We start from the raw sequence: 23,875 nt of genomic DNA on the forward strand, positions 1-23,875 counted from the left end.
TTCCTCCAGTTTAAGGTTTAGCCTTGCGCATGAGCCTTTATAGCTGCAATATGCTGTAAAACATCGTCCAGATAGGATTCCTCTTCATAAAATTCTTTAAAGATTTTCTCGAAGTCCTCGGTAACCACTGGGGCATGATCACGCATAATCCCTTTGTACCAAGGAAGAATATAATTGAAGAGGGAAGCTTTTTTTTCTTGCCGGACATCCTCCTCTGTTAACCCCTTTGCAACAAAATGGCGTAAAATAGTCTGATAACTACGGAAAACTACTTCACCGAGATTGTATCCTGCAGGGGGATTACCCGAGAAATTAAATATCCTCCGATTAACGACGCAAAAATGTGGGTTTTGGGTTAATATTTCATATTGAACGTAAGCTTGATTGAGCGATGAATCTATATAAAGGAAGGGTTCTTTAATTTGTTCAAAGTCTTCCTTTCTTAAAATAATGCCGGAAATAAAGGTAGACATAATGCCTGAAAGCCTGAGGAAGGCAGGTGCACCTTCAGCGGTGAATACCTGGCCGTCATGATTATGCACATTAAGATATATGATTCCGCACTGCGTATGATTTTTAATGACATCCAGCAACGGGGGGATTGAATTTTCTACAAAATAATCATCATCGCCCTGCCATTTAATGAATTTCCCCTTTGCCAGCTGTGCTACAAGATATATATTGCGGTCGCCACCTATATTTGTGCTGTTTCTGAAAGATTTGAGACATGGATAGCGGGCGGCATAACGTGCAATCACTTGAGGGGTATCGTCGGTAGAGGCGTTGTCAGAAATAATGACTTCTACGGGACTATCATGCTGTAATTGGCTGAAGATGGAAGCAAGACAAAGATCCAGATTGGCCGCGCGGTTATAGGTTGGAATACAAATGGAAAGGAGCGGAGGGGACTCCGGCGTGCGGGGTACTTTTTCCGGACGTACGGCTACCCTTCGGTCCAATGCAGGTTCATTTATTTGCAGGATCCGCGCCGGGGAGCCGCCTGCCACACAGTTCTCAGGGATATCTTGCTCAACGACGCTTCCGGGACGAATGATGCTGTGCCTGCCTATCCTGATATTACCTGCAATAACCGTTCCGTCGCCTATGTGAACACCTTCCCCGATAAAAACCTCCCCGCTCATTGCGGCCCTTCCTTGCGCCAATATCGGTATTCCTACTTCACGGTACTCATGCTGGGTATCCGAAATGCTTACATTACAACCTATGGTTATATTACGTTCGATTACTATGCGGTTTATGGAGTGAATAGTGAGTCCTTGTGCACACTTGCAATCATCACCGATAATAATTTGCGGTTCATGCAAGCTATCTTTCTGGATGGACTGTATACAATAATGTTCCTTAATGGATACCCTGTTGCCGATAAGGATGGATTCGGGATGCTCGAACAGCCCATTGGCTGAGATAACTGTATTCTTGCCATAGTGATAGAAACTGGAAACAGTTTCAGGCTCTAAGGGGTGTGACATATGAACTTCCTTCCTGAAATGAAATTAGGATTGGCGGATAGCTGTCATGATGGCCAAGGCATCCTCGTAGTAGGGTTCTTCCTGATAGTATTTTGTATATACCTCTTCAAACTCATCTGTACTTACAGTTGCTTTATTGTTTCGAAACCAGGGAATTGTGTAATTATAAAGTGTTTGTCTTTTCTCCCGGGCGATCTCCCCGGCAGTCAAGCCAGTGCCCAGGAAATGGCTAAGGATAGAAGGATAACCGTTAAAGAAAACTTCAGCAAAACTGTATTTTACATTGTAGGCACCGCCATAACTGAACATACTATTGTACATAATACAGAAATGGGGGTTATTCTTCAGTATTGAATATTGAAGGTATAGCTGATTAAATTTAGAAGTCATAAACAGCGTTGGATTCTCGATGTTCTCCAGATCTTCACGTCTTAAAACAATAGAACTGATAAAGGCCGCATAAAGAGTGGTGGCGGCCAGGAAATTGCTCATACCGGAGCCTGCGCCGGGAGGCCTACTTCCGTTAATCAGGCTAATATGAATGACTCCGCATTCCGGATGACTGTGCAGTAAATGGAGCAGAGGCATAATCTTACCGGCCACAAAATAGTCATCATCTCCCTGCATTTTTACAAATTTCCCTCTCCCCAACGTAGTTACATAAAAAATATTAGGGTCTCCGCCAATATTCGTGTCGTTGCGTACAGCTCTCATATTGGAGTAAAGCGACTTATACTTGTCTATGATCTCTGGCGTGGCATCTGTAGAAGCGTTATCAGAGACTACCACTTCTATCAGTTCGTTATTTCCGATCTGTGAGTAAATCGACTGAAGACAAGTGTCCAGATAAGCTGCACGGTTAAAAGTGGGAATGCAAATGGATAACAGGGGAAGACGGCTTCGGGCATTAAGAAGTGCCTGAGCCTGCTTGTTATCGGACACCTCGACCCAGCTTCCGGAGGAAATCTCATAGACTTGCACAACAGCAGCGGGGTTGCCCGAAACCACGCAATAATCAGGCACATTGTCCAGGACAATGCTGTTTGCCTTTACCACACTCCCGGCTCCGATGCGTATATTCCCGGACAGCTGGCAATTTGCGCCTATCCAGGAGCCTTCGCCAACTGTGACCTCTCCCTCGATCCGAACATTGGAATGAATCAGCACATTCGGCTCCAGGGTAACCTTTTTGCGGGGACTGATCTGTAAACAGCCGCTGATCTGGCAGCCGTCTCCTATAGAAATAACTGGAGCCCCACTAGAGACCTCGTCATTTGCATTGGTGGATGTCAATGAGTATGGAGCATGAATCGAGACGTTGCTTCCTATCGATACTTGCTCCGGGGACTCAATTATGCCTCCGTTCTGAATATAGGTATTGCTTCCAAACTGTGCAAACCGTTCAGCAAGTTCAGGCGGAATATATAGTGTCAAAGCTGATTCTCCCTTCCTTGATATCGGTCAGGCTCCTTCTCACCCGTGTAACTGTTTGATTAATTTATATGGCAATCGCTCATAAATATGATGGATAACAGAAGAATATCGGATTTGCCGGACATTCTGGACATTCCGGACCTAAGTTGTGGAGGTGCGGATAGCGGCATTGTCCCCTGGAATAGAATTAGGAGGAAACAGATTTCCGCCTGAAAATATAAACAGCATTAGCAGGCGAGGGGGGTAACAGGAGGGTGGACAATCGTTCACTGAACTCCATCGTGAAGTGATCTGCGCTGTAATAAGCGTCGAAATCTCCAGTCACCGCAGGGTCTTTTGTACCAAGAACGATATATAAGTCAACCGAATCCGTCTTAAATACATATTTTTCATACGGGTTTTTAGGTACCGGCCAAGTGCAGAGCGGAATGGAATTGATAAGTGATGCAAAACCATGAGAGAAAAGAACTATATTAACTTCTGACAAAAGTGTAAGCTTAACAGGCTAACCGACTTATACTTGGGTCAATTGAGGATGGAGGACATTCGTGAAGAAATTTCGTTTTACGATTAAACAGAAAATTCTTTCTTTAACGATTTTGATTATTGTCTGCCTGCTGGCATTTGTAATCGTCATCCACTGGAGAATAAATTCCCTGCAGCAAGAAACCAACTTCATTACACATCAGGATCGGCAAATTACCAGCCTGACTAATCAAATCGAGAAAAATATACTGGATATGGAAACAGACCAGCGTGGATATGTCATTACAGGTGATGATAATTTTTTGGAGCCCTTCCGCCAGGGGCTGGCTGCGTGGGAAACTAATTTTGATGAATTATCTATATTAAATGCTATGGATTCTGTACAGCAAAGCCGGCTTCAGAGCATCAAGAACAATATAGAGCAGTGGATTGAGCTATCCGCCCAGCATGTCATTCAATTAAAGAAAGCGGGAGAGGACGGTCAAGTCGGGGAATTCTTCAAGACAAATTCCAGCATCGATCAAATGGATCATATCCGTAATCAGATCAGTGCGTTCCGTGACAACAGGAATGAGAATACCAATCGGTTAATAACAAACCAGGCAGACCGGAATACAGTGCTGTTGGAATTGCTGTATATCGTCTGGTTCCTGATCGCAGCAGCAGCAGTTTCTGCATCTGTGGTCATCGCCCGTTCCATCTCGCGTACGGCTTCCCAAATCACAGGCACACTTACAGATCTGGTGAAAGTTGAGAATTTGAGCACACGGATTTCAATTACCAGCAATGATGAAATCAGTGACCTGGGACAAGCCGTTAATCTGTTGCTGGATAATCAGCAAGAACGGCTGAGGCTGCAGCAGCAGGAGAAGGAGATGCTGTCAGAATATCAGGGCATTACGCAGACCGCATTACTGGGAGATGTTTATCTAAGTAAGCTTGCCAAAATTATGGATTACCCCTATGCAACCCTGTATGTCCGCACGCAGGACAACGGCCAGGATTTTTTAACAAGAGTATCGGTATTTGCGGGTACTGCTGTGGGTAGCGATCACGAGCAAGTCAATTTCGGAGAAGGACTGGTAGGGCAATGTGCGAAAGAGGGCAGGCTGATTCATGTAGATCACTTGCCGGAGTCCTACATCCATATCCGCTCAGGACTTGGTGCTGCTTCGCCGCAGTCACTGGTTCTAATCCCTGTCAGCTTCCTGGGAGAAGTGCTTGCCGTTGTGGAGATAGCATCTTTCAAGCCTTTATCCAGTCTGCATATTCTCTTTCTGGAGTCGACCTCCGGGCATTTCGGTGCAGCTCTCAATGGTGCTCTGAGCAGTATGAAGATCGACGGATTGCTGAAAGAATCACAAAGCTTGAACGAGGAGCTCCAAGTATATACAGAAGAGCTTCAGACACAGTCTGAAGAACTTCATATCCAGACAGAAATTCTGCACGCCACCAACAAGAAGCTGGAAGAGAAGCAGGTCCTGGCTGAGCAAAAAACGCTGGAAGCGGAGCAAGCCCAGGAAGAGCTCACCCAGTATGCTAAGATTCTGCAGCAAAGCACACAATATAAATCTGAGTTTTTGGCAAATATGTCACATGAGCTTAGAACTCCGCTGAACGGGATCTTGCTGCTGTCTGAATTTCTAATGGAGAACCAGTCAGAGCGCCTTGGAGACGAGGAGGTTGAATTCTCGCATGCCATTCATTCTGCAGGACAGGATTTGCTGGCTCTGATTAATGATATTCTTGACCTGTCCAAAGTGGAAGCCGGGAAGATGAATATCGAGATTGAAGCGGTTAATATTACTGAAATTCCTGAAATGGTACTTCAAAGCTTCGGGCAGCTATCGCGGAAAAAAGAGCTTCCTTTCCATGTACACCTGGAGGAAGGGGTGCCGGAAATCATCTATACCGATGCTCAGCGATTACGGCAAATTCTGAGCAACTTGTTATCCAATGCGTTTAAGTTTACAATGCAAGGTTCGGTTACGTTCAGAATTGGTATAGCTTCCATAGATGAGCTTGAGCCATTCGAAGATGCACAAGACAGCCATTATATCCGGTTTAGTGTTACTGATACAGGCATAGGTATCTCTGAGAATAAACAAGCCTTGATCTTTGATGCTTTTCAGCAGGCGGATGGGCATACGGAGCGTGAATATGGAGGCACCGGACTGGGGCTGTCAATTACCAAACAACTGGTGTCATTACTTGGAGGCAAGCTCAGTCTGGTTAGCGAAAAGGGGGCAGGCAGCACCTTTAACGTCTATCTGCCGCCTGCCAGGCATGCTGCTGTCTATGAAGAACAGCATCCGCTGCCGGAAAAGCCGGCGGAAACCCCGGATGAACTGGTTGCCGCAGCCGGGACCGGATATTATAACGACTACTCCCTGTTGGCCGATAAAGAAGTTCTGATCGTAGATGATGATGAAAGGAATTTATTTGCGTTAACGAAAATTCTGGAGAAAAATGGTTTGAACGTAACCAAGGCCACTAACGGCCAAGAGGCCGTGGAGTACCTGCAGACCGGAGCAGCTGTTGATATGATTCTGATGGATATCATCATGCCTGTGATGAATGGCTATGATACGATCAAATGGATTAGACAAATGCCGTTGAGACAGGAGACGCCGGTCATCGCATTGACTGCAAAGGCGATGCAGGAAGACAGAACCAGAATTCTGGAGGCAGGGGCGACTGAATATTTAAGCAAGCCCGTTAATATGGAGCAGTTACTGACCCTGATGAAAATGATTATATAAGAGTGAAGCTATTCAGTATAACAAGGAGTAGAAGGGACGAGCTGGATTATGTTGAAAACGGAATATATAGAAGTTTTATCTGTCATCTCTAACAAATTATATACTTCGGCTGCGAAGGTTATGGATACTGCGAGCAAGCTAATCCCGGCGAATACGTTCTGCATTGCCAATCTGGACAGCCTGTCCACCAAGGTGCTCAAATCATTTAACCGGGATAAGATCATGCTGGTCGAGGGGCTGGTGGTAGATAATAAGGAATCGTATTGTGCCCTGGTTACCGAGCATGCGCAAGGTCCGCTTTTAATAGATAATAATCTGACCCACCCGCTGACCCGGGATATGGATGCGACACAGTTCGTGGGGGGATGTTCGTTCATCGGAGTGCCGATCCGGACTGCGCAAGGGGAATTCTACGGGTCGTTGTGTTCATTTGACCAGAATTTCTATCAGTATCAGGAGCGGGATGTGGAGCTGCTGCTGTCCTTGTCGGCTTTTTATACGAATCTGCTGGAAATGGAATCGACCCTTACCCAACTGAAAGCTGCGGAGGAACAGGCCATTCAAGTGCTTGAGGATAAAAACAATCTGCTGGCCGTACTCAGTCACGAGATCCGTACACCGATGAACGGGGTGATCGGAATGACGAGTCTGCTGCAGACAACAGAGCTGTCCGAAGAGCAGACGCTGTACGTGGATGTGATTGAGAAGAGCGGCAGCAATCTGCTGGCGATGATGGATCAGATTCTCGATTATTCCAAAATGGAAGCCAGGACCATGACACTGGAGAGCAGCCCGTTCCACATCCGTGATGTGGTCTCCCATGTCGTGCAGTTGTTCTCAGCGGAGGCTGAGAAGAAAGGGATCAGGCTGCATGCCATCTATGGCAATGAACATAGAGATGAGCCTGCCCTGCTGGGGGACAGTAATAAAATTAATCAAATTCTCACCAATCTGGTGGGCAATGCGCTTAAATTTACTGAGCAGGGTGAGGTCTGCATAATTGTGCAAACTGAGGCCGCTGCGAAAGACCGGGTTACCTTCTCCATTGAAGTTAAGGATACCGGCATTGGACTGCCTGTAGAACAGAAAGCCAACCTGTTCCGCTCCTTCTCGCAAATTCATGAAAGACGTTCACCGGGAAGCTATAGCGGAGCCGGACTGGGGCTCTCCATCTGTAAGCAGCTCGCTGAGCTAATGAACGGCAAAGTATGGCTTAAGGATACAAGTGAACAGGGCAGCACGTTTGCGTTTGCGATTACCTGCTCTGTGGCAGGGTTGGATAAGGTTAAGGCTGGAATCATTTGAGAATCCCTGATTCGTTTTATGAGGATGACGGGGAAGCAAGCGCGTTTATTTGGTTTCCTCAATTTCATTTAAAATGTTTGTTCGAAAAATATTTGAGTAGTATACAACTAAATAATGAGATGTTGTATTAAATTCACTAGTATCAAATTTAGAAGGCACTTTTATATCTATTTTTTCTCCCCACTCCATGGTTACAGTAATAGTATGTTTGCCGATTTCCGTAATATGTACAATTGCAGTAGTGCTGCTTCTCATGCTATTTAAAACGATAATCACTATGAAGATGATAAGTATAATTAATATGAGCTTTGTTTTTTTGGCCATTATATTCTCCTTTAATTTGTTATTACTATGTGCATGTTAAAGCGCCCCAGTGGGGTGCTTTTTCTTTTACCATAATATTCTATACTAGTATGGATTACCATAAAAGGGTCCAAAGACAAGAAAAAGTTATTTGACCAGCTTATTTCCCAAAGGTGTGAAATGTAATGAAAATGGGTTTGGGGAGCAAGTTCCTTTATGCAGTACAAACGCAGCCGGCAAAGGAGTAACCATGTCAAAACACTCATGGACTTAGTAGGAGCTGGAAACCATACAGGCACTTTCGTTTCTCGGCAGCTTCGATATTAACGATGCCATTCTAAACTCATGTCGGTTTTGGGATGTACAAGCTGGATGTCCGTTCAAAAAATGTTTGGCGCAACTGATGAATCGTTTGGTAAGGACTGCAGTACATCGGTTAAATGCTAACGGCCGCTATCCAGGGCAAAGAATTGGGGGTTTTTTATGAAATCCTGCACATAATACAACATTTCCTTCATCCTATCGGCCCAAATCCAAAATTGTTGTACAAAAGGCATGATTTCACCTTTCTCAAGCGACTTAGCAGGATTATTCTTGTATTTCATACAACAATCCACCCGAATACCTGGCTATCTATGAATCAAAGTTGCAAAACGTACAACATACATGTCTACAGTGCTTCCTAAGAAGGCTTCACTCTGCCTGAAACGAAGCAAGTATATAGAGATCTAAGGCGCAGCTAACCCCATCGTTCACGATGGGGTTAGCTGCGCGACTTTACCTTTTATAATCCGTGGCCGAAGGAAACCTCTGACAGATAGAGCGCGTCAAAATGAAATGGATTATTATGTCAATCATATCCATCTCTAAAGGCGAAATAAACATATAATGTCATTTATGCCACCAGAATTATATTTGATTAGCTAAATTCCATTCCTATTCGTGTTTCCTGCCGCATATATATCCTTTACCAAGTCCACCAAATCCATAAAACGGAGAGGGCCGAACACGAAGGAGGGATTTGTTTGACCAGTCAGGCTTCCATATTCCGTGAACAAATCATTAAGCTATCCGCCGATTATTACCGCAGCCGGTGGCCGGAACGACCGTTCGTGCCGGGGCGCGATTATGTTCCCGTCAGCGGCAAGGTGTTCGATGAGGAGGAGCTGGGCAGCCTGATCGATGCTTCTCTTGATTTTCATTTGACCGCGGGACGATACACCTCGGAGTTTGAGGAACGCTTCGCCGGGCTTATGGGGAGGAAGTATGCGCTGCTCGTCAACTCCGGCTCCAGTGCCAATCTGCTGGCGGTCGCCGCGCTTACTTCGCCGCTGCTCGGGAAGCGTCGGCTGCTGCCCGGTGATGAAGTGATTACGGTCGCCGCGGGGTTTCCGACTACCGTGAATCCGTTAATCCAGCATGGTCTGGTTCCCGTATTTGTCGATGTAGACATCCCTACCTATAACATCGATGTAACGCAGCTGGATGCCGCGCTGAGTCCCAGAACCAAAGCGATTATTATCGCGCATACCCTGGGCAATCCGTTTGACCTGGGCTTCATCCAATCCTTTGCTAACAGCCACGGCCTGTGGCTGATCGAGGATACCTGCGACGCTGTAGGGTCGCTTTATGAGGGGCAGCCCGCCGGCTCCTTCGGCGATTTGGCAACGGTCAGTTTTTTCCCTGCGCATCATCTGACGATGGGTGAAGGCGGCGCGGTACTGACATCGAACGCCCGGCTCAAGAAAATTGTTGAATCGCTGCGCGATTGGGGCAGGGATTGCTGGTGCACGCCAGGAACCGACAATACTTGCGGCAAACGCTATGACTGGACCAAAGGCGGGCTTCCTCCGGGCTACGACCATAAATATACCTACAGTCATATCGGTTACAACCTGAAGGCGACTGACATGCAGGCGGCCATCGGGGTAGCTCAGCTTAAGAAGCTGGAGGGGTTCACCGCAGCCCGCAAGCATAACTTTGAGTTCCTGAAGGCTGCTCTGAAGCCTGCAGAAGAATGGCTGATTCTGCCGGAAGCGACGGCCGGGAGCGAGCCAAGTTGGTTCGGCTTCCCGGTCACTGTGAGGGAAGGAGCGCCTATTTCGCGCAATGAGCTGGTGCGGAGCCTGGAGGAAGCGCGGATTGGCACACGTCTGCTGTTTGCCGGTAACCTGCTGAAGCAGCCGGCTTATGCGGGTGTGGTTCACCGTATCGCCGCTCCCCTGACCAACACGGACAGGATTATGAACGATACCTTCTGGTTAGGGCTATTTCCCGGTTTAAACACTGAGATGCTTAGCTACACCGCGCAGGTGATACTTGGCTTGCTCGAGGGAAAGGAGGAGAGCAAGGAATGAAGGTCGTTATTCTGGCGGGCGGTTATGGAACCCGGATCAGCGAGGAGACCGAGCTGAAGCCCAAGCCGATGATCGAGATCGGCGACCGGCCCATTCTTGTGCATATTATGGAGCATTATGCCAGCTACGGGTTTGATGATTTCGTTATTTGTCTGGGGTACAAAGGGCATGACATCAAGAAATATTTTGCGGACTTCTATTTGCAGAACTCGGATATTTCGTTTGATTACGGAAACGGCAACCAGATTACCCGCCACAACCGCCAGACGCGCAATTGGAAGGTGACACTTGCGGAGACAGGCAAGGAGGCGATGACCGGGGGGCGTATCCGGCAAGTCCAGAAATATACCGGTAACGAGCCGTTCATGCTGACCTATGGGGATGGCATTGCGGATGTGGATGTACAGAATTTACTGGCCTTTCACCAGTCGCACGGCAAATGGGCGACCATCACCGCCGTTCAGCCCCCGGGACGTTTCGGGGCCCTGGAAATAACAGGGGACGACAAGGTGGAGGGCTTCGTAGAGAAACCCAAAGGTGATGAAGGCTGGATCAACGGTGGATTCTTCGTATTACAGCCGGAGATATTCTCCCTGATCAGTGATAACAGTACGGTTTGGGAGCAGGACCCGCTCCGGGAGCTGGCCAGAAGGAACCAGCTGATGGCCTATAAGCACCACGGCTTCTGGCAGCCTATGGATACGCTCCGCGACAAGCGGTATCTGGAGCAGCTATGGCGTGAGGGAGGCCTTCCATGGATGAAGAGTTTCTGAAACGCTCTGCGTTCTGGAAGGACCGCTCCGTGTTCATTACCGGCCATACCGGATTCAAGGGAAGCTGGCTTAGTCTATGGCTTACCCTGCTGGGTGCCAGGGTAAGCGGGTATGCCTGGGACCGGGAAGAGCATGCCCTCTTCACGCTTACCGGGGGTGAACAGGAGGTCAAGACTACATGGGGGGATGTGCGGAACCGGCACCGCCTGGATGCAGCGCTGCGGGAAGCAGCACCGGAGGTTGTGTTCCATCTGGCTGCCCAGCCCCTGGTCCGGACCTCCTATCAAATTCCCGCAGACACTTTCGAAGTCAATGTGATGGGGACGGTAAATCTGCTCGAGGCGGTCTGCAGCAGCGTGGATTCCGGCAGCCGGATCAAAGCTGTCGTCAACATTACTACGGATAAATGCTACGACAATCTCGAATGGATATGGGGATACCGTGAAACGGACCGGTTGGGCGGGTATGATCCCTACTCGGCCAGCAAGGCATGCTCCGAGCTCGTAACACAGGCTTACCGCACGAGCTTCTTCCATCCGGAACGTTATGCCGAGCATGGTGTAGGCATTGCAACCGCCCGTGCCGGCAATGTCATCGGAGGCGGAGACGATTCGCCGGACCGGCTGGTGCCGGATTGCCTGAAGGCATTCGCTGCCGGGCGTCGGCCGCTCCTGCGCAGTCCGGCTGCAACGCGGCCGTGGCAGCATGTGCTGGAGCCGCTTGGCGGATATTTACTGCTAGCCGAGAAGCTGGTATCAAAGGGAGCAGAATATGCCTCGGCATGGAATTTCGGCCCGGAGGAAGAGAGTGTGCACAGTGTAGAGAAGGTTGCAGCTAAGCTCGCTGCACTCTGGGGGGACGGGGCTGGCATCAACCTGGACCCTGCCGGTTCATCCGCGCTGCACGAGGCCGGAGAACTGCAGCTTGACAGCACCAAAGCCCATCGTCTGCTGGGCTGGTATTCATGCTGGAGTGTGGAGCAGGCGCTGCAGAAGACCGTAGAATGGCAAAAGGCGCTAGAAGCTAAACAGGATATGCGGAAGATCTGTGAGCAACAAATCCGCGAATATATGACAGACGAAATTAGGAGGGCAAAATGATTACTATCAGTCTATGTATGATTGTGCGTAATGAAGAGAACGGGTTAGGCAGATGCCTCGAATCGGTGCGGGATATCGCGGATGAAATCGTCATTGTCGATACCGGCTCGACAGACCGCACGAAGGAGATTGCCGCAGAATATGGTGCTGTCATCTACGACTTCGAATGGATCGATGATTTCGGGGCAGCCCGCAATGAGGCTTTCAGCAAGGCGACTAAGGAATATATACTATGGCTCGATGCGGACGATGTCATTGAGGAAGCAGACCAGAAGTTGTTCAAGGAACTTAAGGAGACTCTGTCCACGGCATACCATTCCGTAAACATGCCGTACAATCTGGGAGTTGACAGCGAAGGAAGGGTGACCTCAAGCCTCCGGCGGAACCGGCTGGTCCGGCGGGACTGCAATTTCCAGTGGATCGGCCCGGTGCATGAGTATTTGGCGGCGGGGGGGCCCACGCTGGAGAGCAATATATGTATCACGCACAAAAAAGATAAAGAATACACTGACCGCAACCTGCGTATTTACCGCGGACGCGAGGCCAGGGGAGAAGACTTCTCACCGCGCGACCTCTACTATTTTGCCAACGAGCTGCGTGATCACGCACTTCATGAAGAAGCGCTCAATTATTACGGCAAGTTTCTGGAGACGGGTCAAGGCTGGATCGAGGACAATTACCAGGCGTGCCTGAAGATGGCGGAATGCTACGAACGCCTGGAGAACAAGCAAGGAAAGATGCAGGCGTTATATCGGACCTTGAACTATGATATTCCCCGTTCCGAGTTTTGCTGCCGCCTGGGATTTGAACTGATGGATCAGGGCCGCCATGAACATGCCATTTACTGGTTTGAGCTGGCAGTCTCGCTTCCGAGAAGAGCGTCTATGGGCTTGCAGGATATGACCTCCACCACTTGGGTTCCCCATCTGCAATTATGTGTCTGCTATGACCGCTCAGGCCAGCATGTTAAAGCGAATTACCACAATGAGGTTGCGCTTTCTTATTATCCTTCGCACCCCAGCATGCAGCTTAATCGTAAATACTTCCAGGAATTTCTCGGTGACTCCTATGTAAATCTGATTAAGGCTTCTTCGTAAATGTGCAATTTCCCATAGCCGGATGGATCTACGGCCAACTGCCCTGTCAGGCAGTTGGCCGTTTTTTGATGCAAAAAAACGCAAATAGGTAATTTTACACATTTATTTCGTGGAACGCGAATACCATTAAAATATATAAGTCCACTAGAAAGAGGAGAGATGTTATGGTTCGCCATTACACGCAACTGGAATTGATCACGATATCGAAATTACCTCCGACCACAGTGAAGAGATGGTTAGAGTATTTCTCTTATTTTGTAGCCGCGACCCGTCAGGGAGACCAGGTGCTTTACCCCTATGAAACTTTGAAACTACTGAAGCGGATCAGTGAACTGCGTGCAGAGCGTTACCATCTCAGTACCATTGTTCGTCTGCTGATTGAAGACGGCTTTCCGATGTACGGCAAAGAGGACAAGAAGGAGTTGCAACCTCCTCCGCCAATGGAGATAATCAGCGCTGAGCCGAAGAAGCCGGACCGCCAGCAGCTACTTGTCGCTTCCCTTGCCGCGCTTGCCGATGAGCTTAACCGGATTGCGGATCATCTTAACCATTTGAAGGTGCAATAAATACATGCCGGCCCGAATTCTGTGAGCGTCAGCTTCATGGTTTGAGCTTGTCCATTTTGATATCATGATGCGTACTTTTTCTGAAGCGGGTGCAGATGAGACTTGGGATTTCAGCAGCCGGAACAGGCGGAAAGTAAGCCTGCCGCCTGAATCTAGCAATCTTTTTCTCCCGGCCTCGCCATAACCCTCTACCAATCTGGTAAGAAGATTTACCGGAAGGACATCAGCGGATTGCTATTCTTCTTCTTCCTCTTCTTCTGACTCTATCATTTCGTCTTCCGCAATCGTTTTGTCCAGCCAGCTGCCCGGTTCACTCAACAGGCGCAGTATACGGTCCATTTTGCTTAGACTCAGCCATTGTCCCCGCGTGATCTCTTCCAACAGTCTGGAGGTGGTATTGTTCAATTGGATGATGTTGCGAAAGTTGATATTTCCGGGATCGGATTGCACGAAGGCCTGCATGGCTTCCGCTTCGGCATTGATTATGTGAGATAAGGACATCTCGTTGATTGCAATGGAGGCAAGCAAAAGAGAGATGCTATCCTCCCGCGTAACCGAGATATCGGGAGTAATGTTGGGAATGTTGGGCATTGACATGTAGATCTCCTCCAGAACATAAAGATTTCCGTACGTTTGATATCTGGTTATAGCTATATATACATCGGCGGCAGGTTGTCCTATTCCCTTTATTCTCTGAAATCCGTTAAATCCGATATAAGCCGGCTGAACCTTGGACTAGAGGTGATAGGGACAGGCCAAAAGCTCATATATATAACGGTAAAGAGATGAACGTAAGCGGGGAGGGAGAAAAGTGATGCTAAAGCAGGAACGGTTGATAAAAGCGGTTATTCTGGCTGCAGCTCTGGAAGAGGACGCGGTCTCGGCTCTGATCGCGGCTGAAATCCGCAAACTTGAATATGTTATTGCCGCAAGTGGAAGCTTGCCGGGAGAATCTAGTACACATAATCTTCAATCCTTACAACAGGCGGTTGCCAGAATCATCGAAGCCTTGGCGCAGAAGCAAGCCATGATCTGCCGGACACTGGACACCAGCAGGCGGCTCATGAGCGGGGTGAACGATTATGAATGCTGAATTCGGACATTCAGAGGATGAGCTGCTGGTGAAAGCGATCCATAAAACCGTCGGACAAATTGAGCTGTTGAAGCAAACCTGTCAGCGGCTCTCAGTCAATGCGGATGCGGAGCTGGGCCGGTTTATGGCGGAAACGCACCGCCTGCTTGAAAAGGCTCAAGCAGCCGGCCAAGGCCCGGAAACAGAATCGCCAGATCGCAGAGTAAAGGACTATGCCTTCATAAAGAACGATAAGAACGACGTACGTCCCGCCGCTGCTCCATTTGTATCCAAGCGTAAGCTTATCTATTCACCCGGGAAAGCGGGCCGTCTTACACTTAAGCACCCGCCGCAGGTCAAGCGCAAGCGTGTCTACCGCAAGAAGCGAAGCCGGCTGGAACGCACGCGCACCTCAGGAGACCGCGCCCTGTTGCAGCGGCAACGTACACTGCGGCAGCACACGGCACAGCAGCCACGGGTGTGGCAGAGAGCTGCCGAGCATCAACCGAAGCCGCGGCGTCTGCAGCCGCAGCAGCCGCCCAAGGTACTGCGCCATATTATGCCGCAGCAGCCCAAGAAGCCGGATGTATATTCAGGAATCATAACCTCCCAGAACCTGAAGCGGCCACGGAACATATAAACCGTCCAGTTCTCTACTCGAAACTGCTTGTACAGCAGCAGAAATGGGGAAACGCCACAGTAAGTTTTCCGGCACAAGAGCCGTACGTTCTTCTGAAGCGTTATCATTTACCACGAAATCCGCTACATCCACAGTGTGGCCCCGGCTCTGCTACAGCTGTCAGCCGCCGGGAAGCTGCCATTCTCCTGCTTCAGGGTCGTAGCTGTCCACGACTCTGGCGGGATTACCCGCAGCGATGCAGAAGTCCGGCAAATCGCCGGACACCACGCTGTTGGCTGTGACCCTGCAGCCTTTGCCAATCGATACGCCGCCAACAATAACACAGTGGGCGCCGAGCTCGCTGCCGGCACCGATCCTTACACTCTGAGTGCTTGAGGTAATCCACTGGTCCCGGATAGGGATGCCTATATTGCGGTATTGATGATCGGTGTCGGCAATATATACATCAGGTCCAATGATTACATCCTCCTCCAGAACGACGCTATTGGCGGCGGCAATAATCAGATTCCGGCTGCACTTGCAGCCGTCGCCTATTGTGATTTTGGGCACTGTCCCTTGGCCGGGAATGAGGACTGTGAACCAGCTGTTCTCAAGGATGAGCACATCACGGCCAATGGAGATCTCCTCCGGGCAATTGATATCGGTTTTTTCCATGATGAGGCTATCTGATCCGTATTTATAAAAACGGTTTATATGAGAAAATCCGATGCTCTCCATATTCGAAATCCCCTCCCTGAAATTACAGGCTGGACCGATCTCCGGCCCGCCCGGTGTCGCGGTTGTTTCAGACAAGCCCGTGTGTGAAGATCGCCAAAGTACGCTTCATTGCGGTCCACTTCCTGCTTATTTGCTGGACTTTCCGGACTCACAGCCAGCGGCGCATCATTTGCCCCACTATAATCTATATATATTCAGTCCATGCCCAAACATCAATCAAATTTGGTCGAAGAACTGAACATTTTATACCGGCACAGGCAGAACCGCGGATTTGACTTCAGCAGCGCAGACTGCTGGTATACCCAAGGACCCGGAGATTCCTCTAATTGAGGCGGTTCAGCCGCCTGCTTCCGCTGCTGGCGGTTGAGAACGAGCAGGCGTGGTCCGCTAGAACGTTCGGTGGTCAGCCGGAGGTATTCGGATATGCCCTCCCGCCATTCTGTCTGCGGAGTGCCCTGGACAAGCCGTTGCTCGATCAATACGAAGCCGCAGTCCGGATAGGTGTGCAGCACATTCAGAAACGGAATAAGAGATCCGGCCGCGAAGCAGGCGCCGGAATCGTGAATCATTACAAACTTCCCGCGTGCCATGTCTACTGCTTGGGGAAGAGGGCGGCTTCTATCGGTGGAAGCCGGATTTCGGAGATAACGGAAGCTGCGGTACAGACTCCCGTAGTAGTGTGCCACTTCCTCTGTTTCGTCTGCAGAAGCATCGTCCAAGACGCAGACCTCGATTAGACCGGCATCATCGGTCTGTGCATAAATAGATTCCAGACAGCGCCGCAGCTCACCGGCCTGATAGCGAGCCGGTATGCATATAGACAAAAGCGGCTCCCTTCTCCTGCGTTCCAGAAGCTCCCGTGCATGTGACTCGCTGTTTACCCGAATCCATTCTCCGCTCGCTGGTTCATAGATCCGCCGGAAAACAGCCGGATTGCCGGCTACAACGCAGTAATCCGGCACATCCTGCAGCACGACGCTCCCTGCACCAACCACACTGCCTTTACCAATCCTCACGTTCCCTAAGATGGAGGAATGCGCCCCGATCCAGGAGCTTTCACCAATCGTTACTGTGGATACACTATGATCTCCCTTCTCCCAAGACGGCTTCGCGTCGGTTATAAACACATAAGGCCCCGTTATTACATCCGCTTCCAATTCAACCTTGTTCAATGCCTGTATGTTCAGATAGCGATTGCATTCACAGCGGTCTCCAATAACGATTTTGGGGGAGCCGTCCCGTGCAGGAGCCGTGATATCCAAACGATACCCTTCCCGTATCAACACCTTAGCACCGAGAGCCGTCTGCTCCGGTAATGAGACCGCACCGCCACTGGCAATCTTACAGCCTGTTCCGTAGCGATAGAAACGATAGTAGAGCGAGGGTGAAATAGTATCCATATGAGCCTCCTTCTATCAACAATAAGGTACATGCAGGTGATGAATCTGTTCTAGCTTATGAGTCGAAACAGGAATCATGCGAAGCAAATCCGGTCGAATGATCCGGCAAGGCCAGCATATATATAAATCAGAAATCCGGTACATCCGAATTTTAAGAATCTGCAAGAAGGAGGAGCAGACTTGCCGACCATCAGTTTGTGCATGATTGTACGCAATGAAGAGAAGAGTCTGGGGCGATGCTTGTCAACGGTCGCGGACATTGTGGATGAAATGGTGATTGTGGATACCGGCTCCACAGACCGCACCAAGGAAATTGCAGCCGGCTATGGCGCACGTATCTATGACTTTGAATGGATCCAGGATTTCGCAGCGGCACGCAATTACTCGTTCAGTCAAGCGGCGTGCGAGTACATCCTATGGCTTGATGCGGATGATGTCATTGAAGAAGCCGACCGGGAGCGCTTTAAGACTCTGAAGGCCTCTTTATCTTCCGAATATCATTCCGTTGCCATGACTTACATTCTAACGGCAGATGAGGATGGGAAGCCGATGGCAACCTTAAGGCGAAATCGTCTGTTTAGGCGCGATTGCCAGTTCAAATGGACCGGCGCCGTACATGAATATGTTGAGGTTACTCCGCCAACGCTGGAGAGCGATGTCTGCGTCACGCACAAGAAAGACAAAGAATACACAGAACGCAACTTACTGATTTATCGGAAAATGAAGGCCGAGGGTCAGGAATTTACCCCGCGAGACCAAATATATTTCGCCAATGAGCTGTACGATCATGCTCACTATCCAGAGGCGCTGGAGAACTATAAGCTCTTCCTGTCCGAGGGGAACGGGTGGGTAGAGGACAATATTCAGGCATCCATGCGGCTGGCGGACAGCTATGGGGCACTTGGACAAAAGAAAGAGCAGCTGCAGTCGCTATGCCGTACGTTCGATTATGATCTTCCGCGCTCGGAGGCTTGCTGCAAAATCGGCTGCTATTTCATGGAATTACAACAATATGAGCAGGCCGTTTACTGGTTCGAGCTTGCTGTAGCCTTACCAAAGAGGAATGATCTGGGACTTGAGAATGAATCCGCAAGAACCTGGATTTCCCATCTGCAGCTCTGTGTCTGCTATGACAAGCTGGGCGACCAGAAGCATGCCGACTATAGCAACGAAGTAGCGCACGGGCAGTATCCTGCTCATCCCAGCGTCCAATATAACCGGAATTATTATACTAAAGTGCTGGGGGACAGCCATGTGGAAATAGAAGGCCACGTGTTTGAAGAACGAAAGGAGTTGGTCCAATGAAGACGAGTATCATTATTCTCACCCTTAATCAGCTTCCCTTAACCATTCAATGTCTGGAGAGCATCAAGCGGGGAACTCCGGAAGAGCATGAGATTATTATTGTCGATAACGGCTCCAAGGACGGAACTGTGAATTACCTGAAGTTTCATTATCCGGAGATTACGCTGATTGAGAATGCGGAGAATCTGGGCTTTGCCAAGGGCTGCAATCAGGGGGTGGAGGTAGCGGATGGGGAGCAGATTCTGTTCTTGAACAATGATACCGTTGTACCACCCGGGTGGCTGGCACCTATGCTTCGTGCACTTGAGAGCGATAGCACGGTCGGCATGTCAGGACCCGTGACCAATTACATCAGCGGACATCAGTGTGTTCCTGTAACCTACAGCGAACTAAAGGATATGGAGGAATTTGCACAAGAATACTGCGAGGCTAGACGCGGATCAGTGAAGGAGGTCCGCCGCCTGATTGGCTTCTGCCTGCTGGTCAAGCGCAGTGTCCTGGATGAAATCGGATGCTTCGATGAACGTTACGGCCTGGGCAATTACGAGGACGACGATCTCTGCCTCAGGGCGATTCAGCATGGATACAAGCTGCTCATTGCTGAAGATTCGTTCATTCACCATATCGGCCATGCCAGTATGGGCCAGAATCCTTCCTTTGATCTATCCACGCTGCTGAAGCAGAACGAGAACAAAGCTTTTCAGAAATGGGGGGCCAATATTCATTCGCTGATTTACGCTCCCCCCATACGCGTGTGCGTGGGGATTATCTCTTCCGGCAATGAAGCTGCACTGGAGGATACGCTGGCTTCATTCACAGACTTGGCTGAGCAGATCATTGTGGTGAACCGTTCAGGAAATGAACGCATTGCCGAAACAGCCGTCCGCTATAACCGGCAGGTCTATTCCGTGAAAGGTGAACTGAGTGTGCAGCTGTGCCGGGAATGGATAGTCCGCATGTCGACAGAGCCTTATATTCTCTGGCTTCAGGAAGGAGATGTTCTGACTCCCGATGAGTGCCGGAGATTCGTGGGTCTTAAACTTTCCTTGTTTCACGAATACCAGGTCGTCTCTCTCGCCTGTGCAGAGGGGGCGCGTTATATGACAAGGCAGGCTGGCGAGAGAATTTATCCGGAGGATATTGAAAAACCGCGGCAAAGCACTTTCTTCGGCTATATCAGCGGAGTAACCATCAACAGCCGGTTGAAGCAGGAGGCCCGGGAGACTGCCGCGGTCATGCGCTCCGACGTTTAGGTCTACGGCAACCCATTAGAATTGGAGGGATATTATGGAACAGGATCTGGTTACGATTGCAATACTGGCCAAGGACAAGGCGCATGTGCTGCCGCTCTATCTGCAACTGATTGAGAAGCAGACTTACCCGGCCTCCCGAATCAATCTGTATATTCGCACGAACAACAACAATGACCGTACCAAAGAAATTCTAGAAGAATGGATAGAGCGGGTGGGTGAGAGATACCATGAGGTGTATTTCGATGGCAGCGATATGGAAGAGCGTGTACAGGACTTCGCTCCACATGATTGGAATGACCTCCACTTAAGGGTGATGGGAAAAGTGCGGCAGGAGTCCATTGAATGGGCTAAGGCGAAGGATTCTCATTATTTTGTGCCGGATTGTGATAATTTCATCATCTCTGACACGCTGGAGAGCCTGCTCACCACCCACCTGCCGGTAGTCGGACCTTTGCTCAGGGTAGCGGAATCCCCTTTGAGTTTCTATTCCAATTTTCATCATGAGACAGATGACTTTGGATATTTCAAATCATCTGATCTGTATATGGAGTACTTATTCCAGCGTGTAAAGGGACTGGTTGAAGTCGATGTTATTCATTGCACTTATCTGATGCGCCGCGAAATACTCGAGTATGTCCAATATGAGGATGGGAGCGGCCGCCACGAATATGTCATTGTAAGCGACGGTTTGAGAAAGGCGGGAATTCCGCAGTATCTGGACACCCGCAAGCGATATGGAATGCTGACCTTCTGGGATACAGAAGAGCAGTTTCAGACACTCGGGCTTACAGCAGACAATTTCGAATAAGAGAAAGGAGGTTGAACCATGAAGCTGGTGCTACTATCCGGCGGTTCCGGTACACGCTTGTGGCCGCTCTCCAGCAGTATCCGGAGCAAGCAGTTCCTTCAAGTGCTGCCAGCTCCAGGTGGCGGCGGATACGAATCTATGCTGCAGCGTATTTGGCGGCAGCTGTCGGCTGCGGGTCTTAATCATGAAGCGTATATCGCAACGTCAAGCGGACAAGAGACACTGATCCGGAAGCAACTTGGTGCCGCGCCGCCTATCATCATGGAACCACGGCGCAGAGATACATTTCCGGCCATAGGTCTGGCTTCGGCCTATTTATATTCCGTGGAGAAGATTTCTCCCGAGGAGACGGTTATCGTCTTGCCGGTAGACGCTTACGTGAGTGATGAGTTCTTCTTCAAGCTGGCCGAACTGGATCATGCGCTCCGTCAGTCCTGTGCGGAGGTTGCCCTGCTGGGGGCGAGGCCAAGCGAAGCGTCAGAGAAATACGGATATATTGTTCCGGCTAGACCTCCGGCCTCTTCTCCAAGGCATCAGGAGAATCAAATGTATGTGCATGTGGATTGCTTTGTGGAGAAACCAGACAGGGCGACGGCAGAGAAACTGCTGGTGCAGCAAGCGATGTGGAATTGCGGTATCTTTGCTTTTCGCCTCTGCGATCTGCTGAAACGGCTGGAATCAGCGGGCTTCCCGGCAGATTATGCGGAATTACAGCGCCAATATCACCGCCTTCCCAAGAGCAGCTTCGATGTTGAGGTCTTGGAGGGGAACCGCCGACTGATCTGTGTGCCCTATCTGGATAGCTGGAAGGATCTGGGCACCTGGAACACGCTCTCCGAAGAATTGGCTTCCTCTGTTCTGGGCTGGGGTCAGATCAGCCCAGATTCATTGAATTGTCAGATTGTCAATGAGCTTGACATTCCGGTGATGCTTGTGGGGCTGGACGATGTGATTGTTGCAGCAGGCTCCGCTGGAATTCTGGTTGCCCGCAAAGATGCTGCGGATCATCTGAAGCATCTGCTTCCTGCACCGGATATGGAGGCCAGGAAAGAGATCATCCATAGCGACTAATTCCGGCAGTCCTACAAAATCAATAGAGGCTGTCCGACTTTATCCGACAATGTTCTATGCGGGCGGAAAGCGTCATAAGGTAGAGAGGTGATGCCAATCTACATCAGCATCACGCTGTCCGGTACGTCCGCACGGTCCGGTAAATCCATTATGGAAAGGAGGCAGCTCCAGCATGGAAGATAGTAACGAAGGCGACCGCCCCTCTGATCTCCTTGTGCATGATCGTCAAAGATGAAGAACCCTGGATTGCGCGCTGCTTGCTCAGCGTACGGGACAGTGTAGATGAAATCATTGTCGTGGACACAGGCTCCCGTGACGGAACGATGGACATTGCCAATGGCCTCGGCGCGAAGGTTCTCCAATTTCCCTGGAAGGAGAGCTTCGCGGAGGCGCGCAATTACAGTCTCCGCCATGCCACGGGGGAATGGGTGCTATGGATGGATGCCGATGAAGAAATTGCGCTTGCCGACGCACCTAAGCTGAGGCAGGTAAGCACAATCAGGGACAGCAAGCTGGCTTCTCTCGAAACAGTCCACTTCAATGGAGCGTTCCGGCCCCAGCCGGATGAAGCTTACCGGCTGGCCCAGTGCCGCCTGTTCCGTAACGGAGAAGGGTTCCATTTCACCGGAGATATTCATGAGCAGTTGACGTTGTCCAGACCCGATTCTGCGGAAGACACAAGCCCGCCGGTCGTGCTGCCGGTCCGGCTGTTCCATTACGGCTACCTGGAGTCCGTGACATCCCTGAAGTCCAAACATGAACGCAATCTGAAGCTGTTGCAGCAATCCGTTGCAGATAACCCGAATCCCGATCCGTGGAGTCTTTATCATATAGCAAGTGAATATCAACGGATTGGGGAATATGCGCTTGCCTTTCGGCAGGCCAATCTTGCTATTGCCGCGTCACTGGGTCAGAGCAAGCTGCCGCCTTCACTCTTTTACAAGCTTAAATATGGATGCTTGCTGGCATCAGGCAGCTTCAGGGAAGGCTGGCCCGGCATTGACAAGGCGATCGGTCTCTACCCGGACTATGTGGATCTGCATCTGTATAAAGGGTGCATTCTGATGCATATCGGGCAAACGGAGGCCGCGATCTCCTCTTTCGAGCATTGTCTGGTTCTTGGAGAAAATGCTCTTCAATATATGGTTCTCAAAGGTGCGGGAACCTTCTATCCCTGCTATTATCTGGGCAATTGCTATGAAATGCGCGGGTTGCCCGGTGATGCTGCTGCCTGGTACCGCAGAGCGCTGGAGTATTCGCCTGCATTCGTGGAAGCTGCAGTTAAGTTATCGCAGCTGGGTGGAGGCGAGCAAGTGCCAGAACGGCTGCAATCGGGCAACCGCGCCCCCTCCGTACCTTCTCTTCGGAAGCCTCCCCTACGTTCAACTGCAACCCCGGAGAATACCTGGTCCATAGCATTGCTGCTAGGCAGGGAAGGGGGGCCGTTCTCCGCCCTGCGCGAGTGGGCTGAGAAGTGGCAGCCGCTCGCGGATGAATGGATCATTATCGATGCGGGTATGGGAGAGGACGCCAGGAGGCTTGCCGATGAATTGGAAGCGCAGGTTCTTCATTTCCCTACTGACGGCAATCCATTTCAGCTCTGGGAGAGTATACAGGAGGTCCTCACTGCTCCTTATGTGCTGTGGATAAATCCATATGATGAAGTTAGTGGAGAGAACTTGGATTCACTGGGAGGCATGAAGGAATTGCTAGTCCAGAAAACTATGGTCTCTCTTAATCTATGCTGGCAAGAAGAAGAAATAGACCGGAATCTCTGGATGGTTCAGAGGAATCGTCTGGCTCACCGCGAGACGATCCTTGGCTGCAATCCGATCAGCGGAGAGTTTGTCGCTGTTCCGGGAAGCCTGATCTGCAGCAGCTCTATTACGCTTCGGAATCAGAAGCCGGTCCGGCAGGACGGATCATAAATTATTGT

21 protein-coding genes and 1 pseudogene are annotated in these 23,875 nt (G+C 49.9%); 15 read left to right on the top strand and 7 right to left on the bottom strand.

Annotation, left to right across the window (positions count from 1 at the left end; translation table 11 throughout):
* Positions 1-17 precede the first annotated feature (17 nt).
* Both MHI42_RS30170 and MHI42_RS30175 read right to left on the bottom strand, forming a co-directional pair.
* Positions 18-1,490 (bottom strand): glycosyltransferase, encoded by a 1,473-nt coding sequence (locus MHI42_RS30170; protein WP_342421550.1) that lies wholly within the window; start codon positions 1,488-1,490, stop codon positions 18-20.
* Positions 1,491-1,514: 24 nt separating this feature from the next.
* Positions 1,515-2,657: a glycosyltransferase gene (locus MHI42_RS30175; RefSeq protein WP_342424830.1), complete on the bottom strand. Its 1,143-nt coding sequence runs from the start codon at positions 2,655-2,657 to the stop codon at positions 1,515-1,517.
* A gap of 815 nt (positions 2,658-3,472) precedes the next feature.
* Here MHI42_RS30175 and MHI42_RS30180 point away from each other — a divergent pair.
* Entirely contained in the window at positions 3,473-6,172 is a 2,700-nt protein-coding gene (locus tag MHI42_RS30180) for a response regulator (protein WP_342421551.1), read from the top strand.
* 120 nt (positions 6,173-6,292) lie between these two features.
* On the top strand, positions 6,293-7,477 hold the full coding sequence (locus tag MHI42_RS30185) for an ATP-binding protein (RefSeq protein ID WP_342421552.1): 1,185 nt from the start codon (positions 6,293-6,295) through the stop codon (positions 7,475-7,477).
* 45 nt (positions 7,478-7,522) lie between these two features.
* On the opposite strand, the gene MHI42_RS30190 is transcribed toward MHI42_RS30185, so the two are convergent.
* Entirely contained in the window at positions 7,523-7,801 is a 279-nt protein-coding gene (locus MHI42_RS30190; RefSeq protein WP_342421553.1) for a hypothetical protein, read from the bottom strand.
* A gap of 259 nt (positions 7,802-8,060) precedes the next feature.
* Here MHI42_RS30190 and MHI42_RS30195 point away from each other — a divergent pair.
* Positions 8,061-8,181 (top strand): annotated as a pseudogene (locus MHI42_RS30195) (VanZ family protein); the annotation flags it as partial.
* A 42-nt stretch (positions 8,182-8,223) separates the two neighbouring features.
* Here MHI42_RS30195 and MHI42_RS30200 read toward each other — a convergent pair.
* Positions 8,224-8,385, bottom strand: a complete 162-nt coding sequence (locus MHI42_RS30200) for a hypothetical protein (RefSeq protein WP_342421554.1) — start codon at positions 8,383-8,385, stop codon at positions 8,224-8,226.
* Between the two features lie 420 nt (positions 8,386-8,805).
* Between MHI42_RS30200 and rfbH the strand changes: the two genes are divergently transcribed.
* The 5 genes from rfbH to MHI42_RS30225 all read left to right on the top strand — a co-directional run bounded on the left by rfbH (position 8,806) and on the right by MHI42_RS30225 (position 13,673).
* A complete protein-coding gene (gene rfbH / locus MHI42_RS30205) occupies positions 8,806-10,137 on the top strand; it encodes a lipopolysaccharide biosynthesis protein RfbH (RefSeq protein ID WP_342421555.1) in 1,332 nt (443 codons plus the stop codon).
* A complete protein-coding gene (gene rfbF / locus MHI42_RS30210; protein ID WP_171719040.1) occupies positions 10,134-10,910 on the top strand; it encodes a glucose-1-phosphate cytidylyltransferase in 777 nt (258 codons plus the stop codon). The genes rfbH and rfbF overlap by 4 nt, the downstream gene beginning before the upstream one ends.
* The gene (gene rfbG, locus MHI42_RS30215; protein WP_342421556.1) at positions 10,892-12,010 is read left to right on the top strand and encodes a CDP-glucose 4,6-dehydratase; all 1,119 of its coding nucleotides are present in this window, start codon (positions 10,892-10,894) and stop codon (positions 12,008-12,010) included. The genes rfbF and rfbG overlap by 19 nt, the downstream gene beginning before the upstream one ends.
* Positions 12,007-13,107 carry a glycosyltransferase family 2 protein gene (locus MHI42_RS30220; protein ID WP_342421557.1) on the top strand — a complete coding sequence of 367 codons (1,101 nt, stop codon included), beginning with the start codon at positions 12,007-12,009 and terminating at the stop codon, positions 13,105-13,107. The genes rfbG and MHI42_RS30220 overlap by 4 nt, the downstream gene beginning before the upstream one ends.
* Before the next feature lie 164 nt (positions 13,108-13,271).
* The gene (locus tag MHI42_RS30225) at positions 13,272-13,673 is read left to right on the top strand and encodes a MerR family transcriptional regulator (RefSeq protein ID WP_171719037.1); all 402 of its coding nucleotides are present in this window, start codon (positions 13,272-13,274) and stop codon (positions 13,671-13,673) included.
* Positions 13,674-13,907: 234 nt separating this feature from the next.
* Here the strand turns inward: MHI42_RS30225 and MHI42_RS30230 are convergent, their stop codons facing one another.
* Positions 13,908-14,270 carry a hypothetical protein gene (locus tag MHI42_RS30230; RefSeq protein ID WP_171719036.1) on the bottom strand — a complete coding sequence of 121 codons (363 nt, stop codon included), beginning with the start codon at positions 14,268-14,270 and terminating at the stop codon, positions 13,908-13,910.
* Between the two features lie 214 nt (positions 14,271-14,484).
* Between MHI42_RS30230 and MHI42_RS30235 the strand changes: the two genes are divergently transcribed.
* Positions 14,485-14,766 carry a hypothetical protein gene (locus tag MHI42_RS30235; protein ID WP_171719035.1) on the top strand — a complete coding sequence of 94 codons (282 nt, stop codon included), beginning with the start codon at positions 14,485-14,487 and terminating at the stop codon, positions 14,764-14,766.
* Positions 14,756-15,385, top strand: coding sequence for a hypothetical protein (locus MHI42_RS30240; protein ID WP_342421558.1), 630 nt, complete (start codon positions 14,756-14,758; stop codon positions 15,383-15,385). The genes MHI42_RS30235 and MHI42_RS30240 overlap by 11 nt, the downstream gene beginning before the upstream one ends.
* A gap of 159 nt (positions 15,386-15,544) precedes the next feature.
* On the opposite strand, the gene MHI42_RS30245 is transcribed toward MHI42_RS30240, so the two are convergent.
* Both MHI42_RS30245 and MHI42_RS30250 read right to left on the bottom strand, forming a co-directional pair.
* Complete coding sequence (locus tag MHI42_RS30245; RefSeq protein ID WP_171719033.1) at positions 15,545-16,039, bottom strand: acyltransferase; 495 nt, start codon at positions 16,037-16,039, stop codon at positions 15,545-15,547.
* Positions 16,040-16,314: 275 nt separating this feature from the next.
* Positions 16,315-17,502 carry a glycosyltransferase gene (locus tag MHI42_RS30250; protein WP_342421559.1) on the bottom strand — a complete coding sequence of 396 codons (1,188 nt, stop codon included), beginning with the start codon at positions 17,500-17,502 and terminating at the stop codon, positions 16,315-16,317.
* Between the two features lie 180 nt (positions 17,503-17,682).
* Between MHI42_RS30250 and MHI42_RS30255 the strand changes: the two genes are divergently transcribed.
* From MHI42_RS30255 to MHI42_RS30275, 5 genes are all read left to right on the top strand, one after another.
* Complete coding sequence (locus tag MHI42_RS30255) at positions 17,683-18,807, top strand: glycosyltransferase family 2 protein (protein ID WP_342421560.1); 1,125 nt, start codon at positions 17,683-17,685, stop codon at positions 18,805-18,807.
* A complete protein-coding gene (locus tag MHI42_RS30260; protein WP_342421561.1) occupies positions 18,804-20,060 on the top strand; it encodes a glycosyltransferase family 2 protein in 1,257 nt (418 codons plus the stop codon). Before MHI42_RS30255 ends, MHI42_RS30260 begins: the two co-directional genes overlap by 4 nt.
* Before the next feature lie 34 nt (positions 20,061-20,094).
* The gene (locus MHI42_RS30265) at positions 20,095-20,868 is read left to right on the top strand and encodes a hypothetical protein (protein ID WP_342421562.1); all 774 of its coding nucleotides are present in this window, start codon (positions 20,095-20,097) and stop codon (positions 20,866-20,868) included.
* 18 nt (positions 20,869-20,886) lie between these two features.
* Positions 20,887-21,939: a sugar phosphate nucleotidyltransferase gene (locus MHI42_RS30270; protein ID WP_342421563.1), complete on the top strand. Its 1,053-nt coding sequence runs from the start codon at positions 20,887-20,889 to the stop codon at positions 21,937-21,939.
* A 218-nt stretch (positions 21,940-22,157) separates the two neighbouring features.
* Positions 22,158-23,867, top strand: a complete 1,710-nt coding sequence (locus tag MHI42_RS30275) for a glycosyltransferase (protein WP_342421564.1) — start codon at positions 22,158-22,160, stop codon at positions 23,865-23,867.
* Positions 23,868-23,875 lie beyond the last annotated feature (8 nt).

The sequence above is a fragment of the Paenibacillus sp. FSL E2-0178 genome (genome assembly GCF_038593005.1).
In the GTDB taxonomy this organism is placed as follows: domain Bacteria; phylum Bacillota; class Bacilli; order Paenibacillales; family Paenibacillaceae; genus Paenibacillus_AQ; species Paenibacillus_AQ phytohabitans.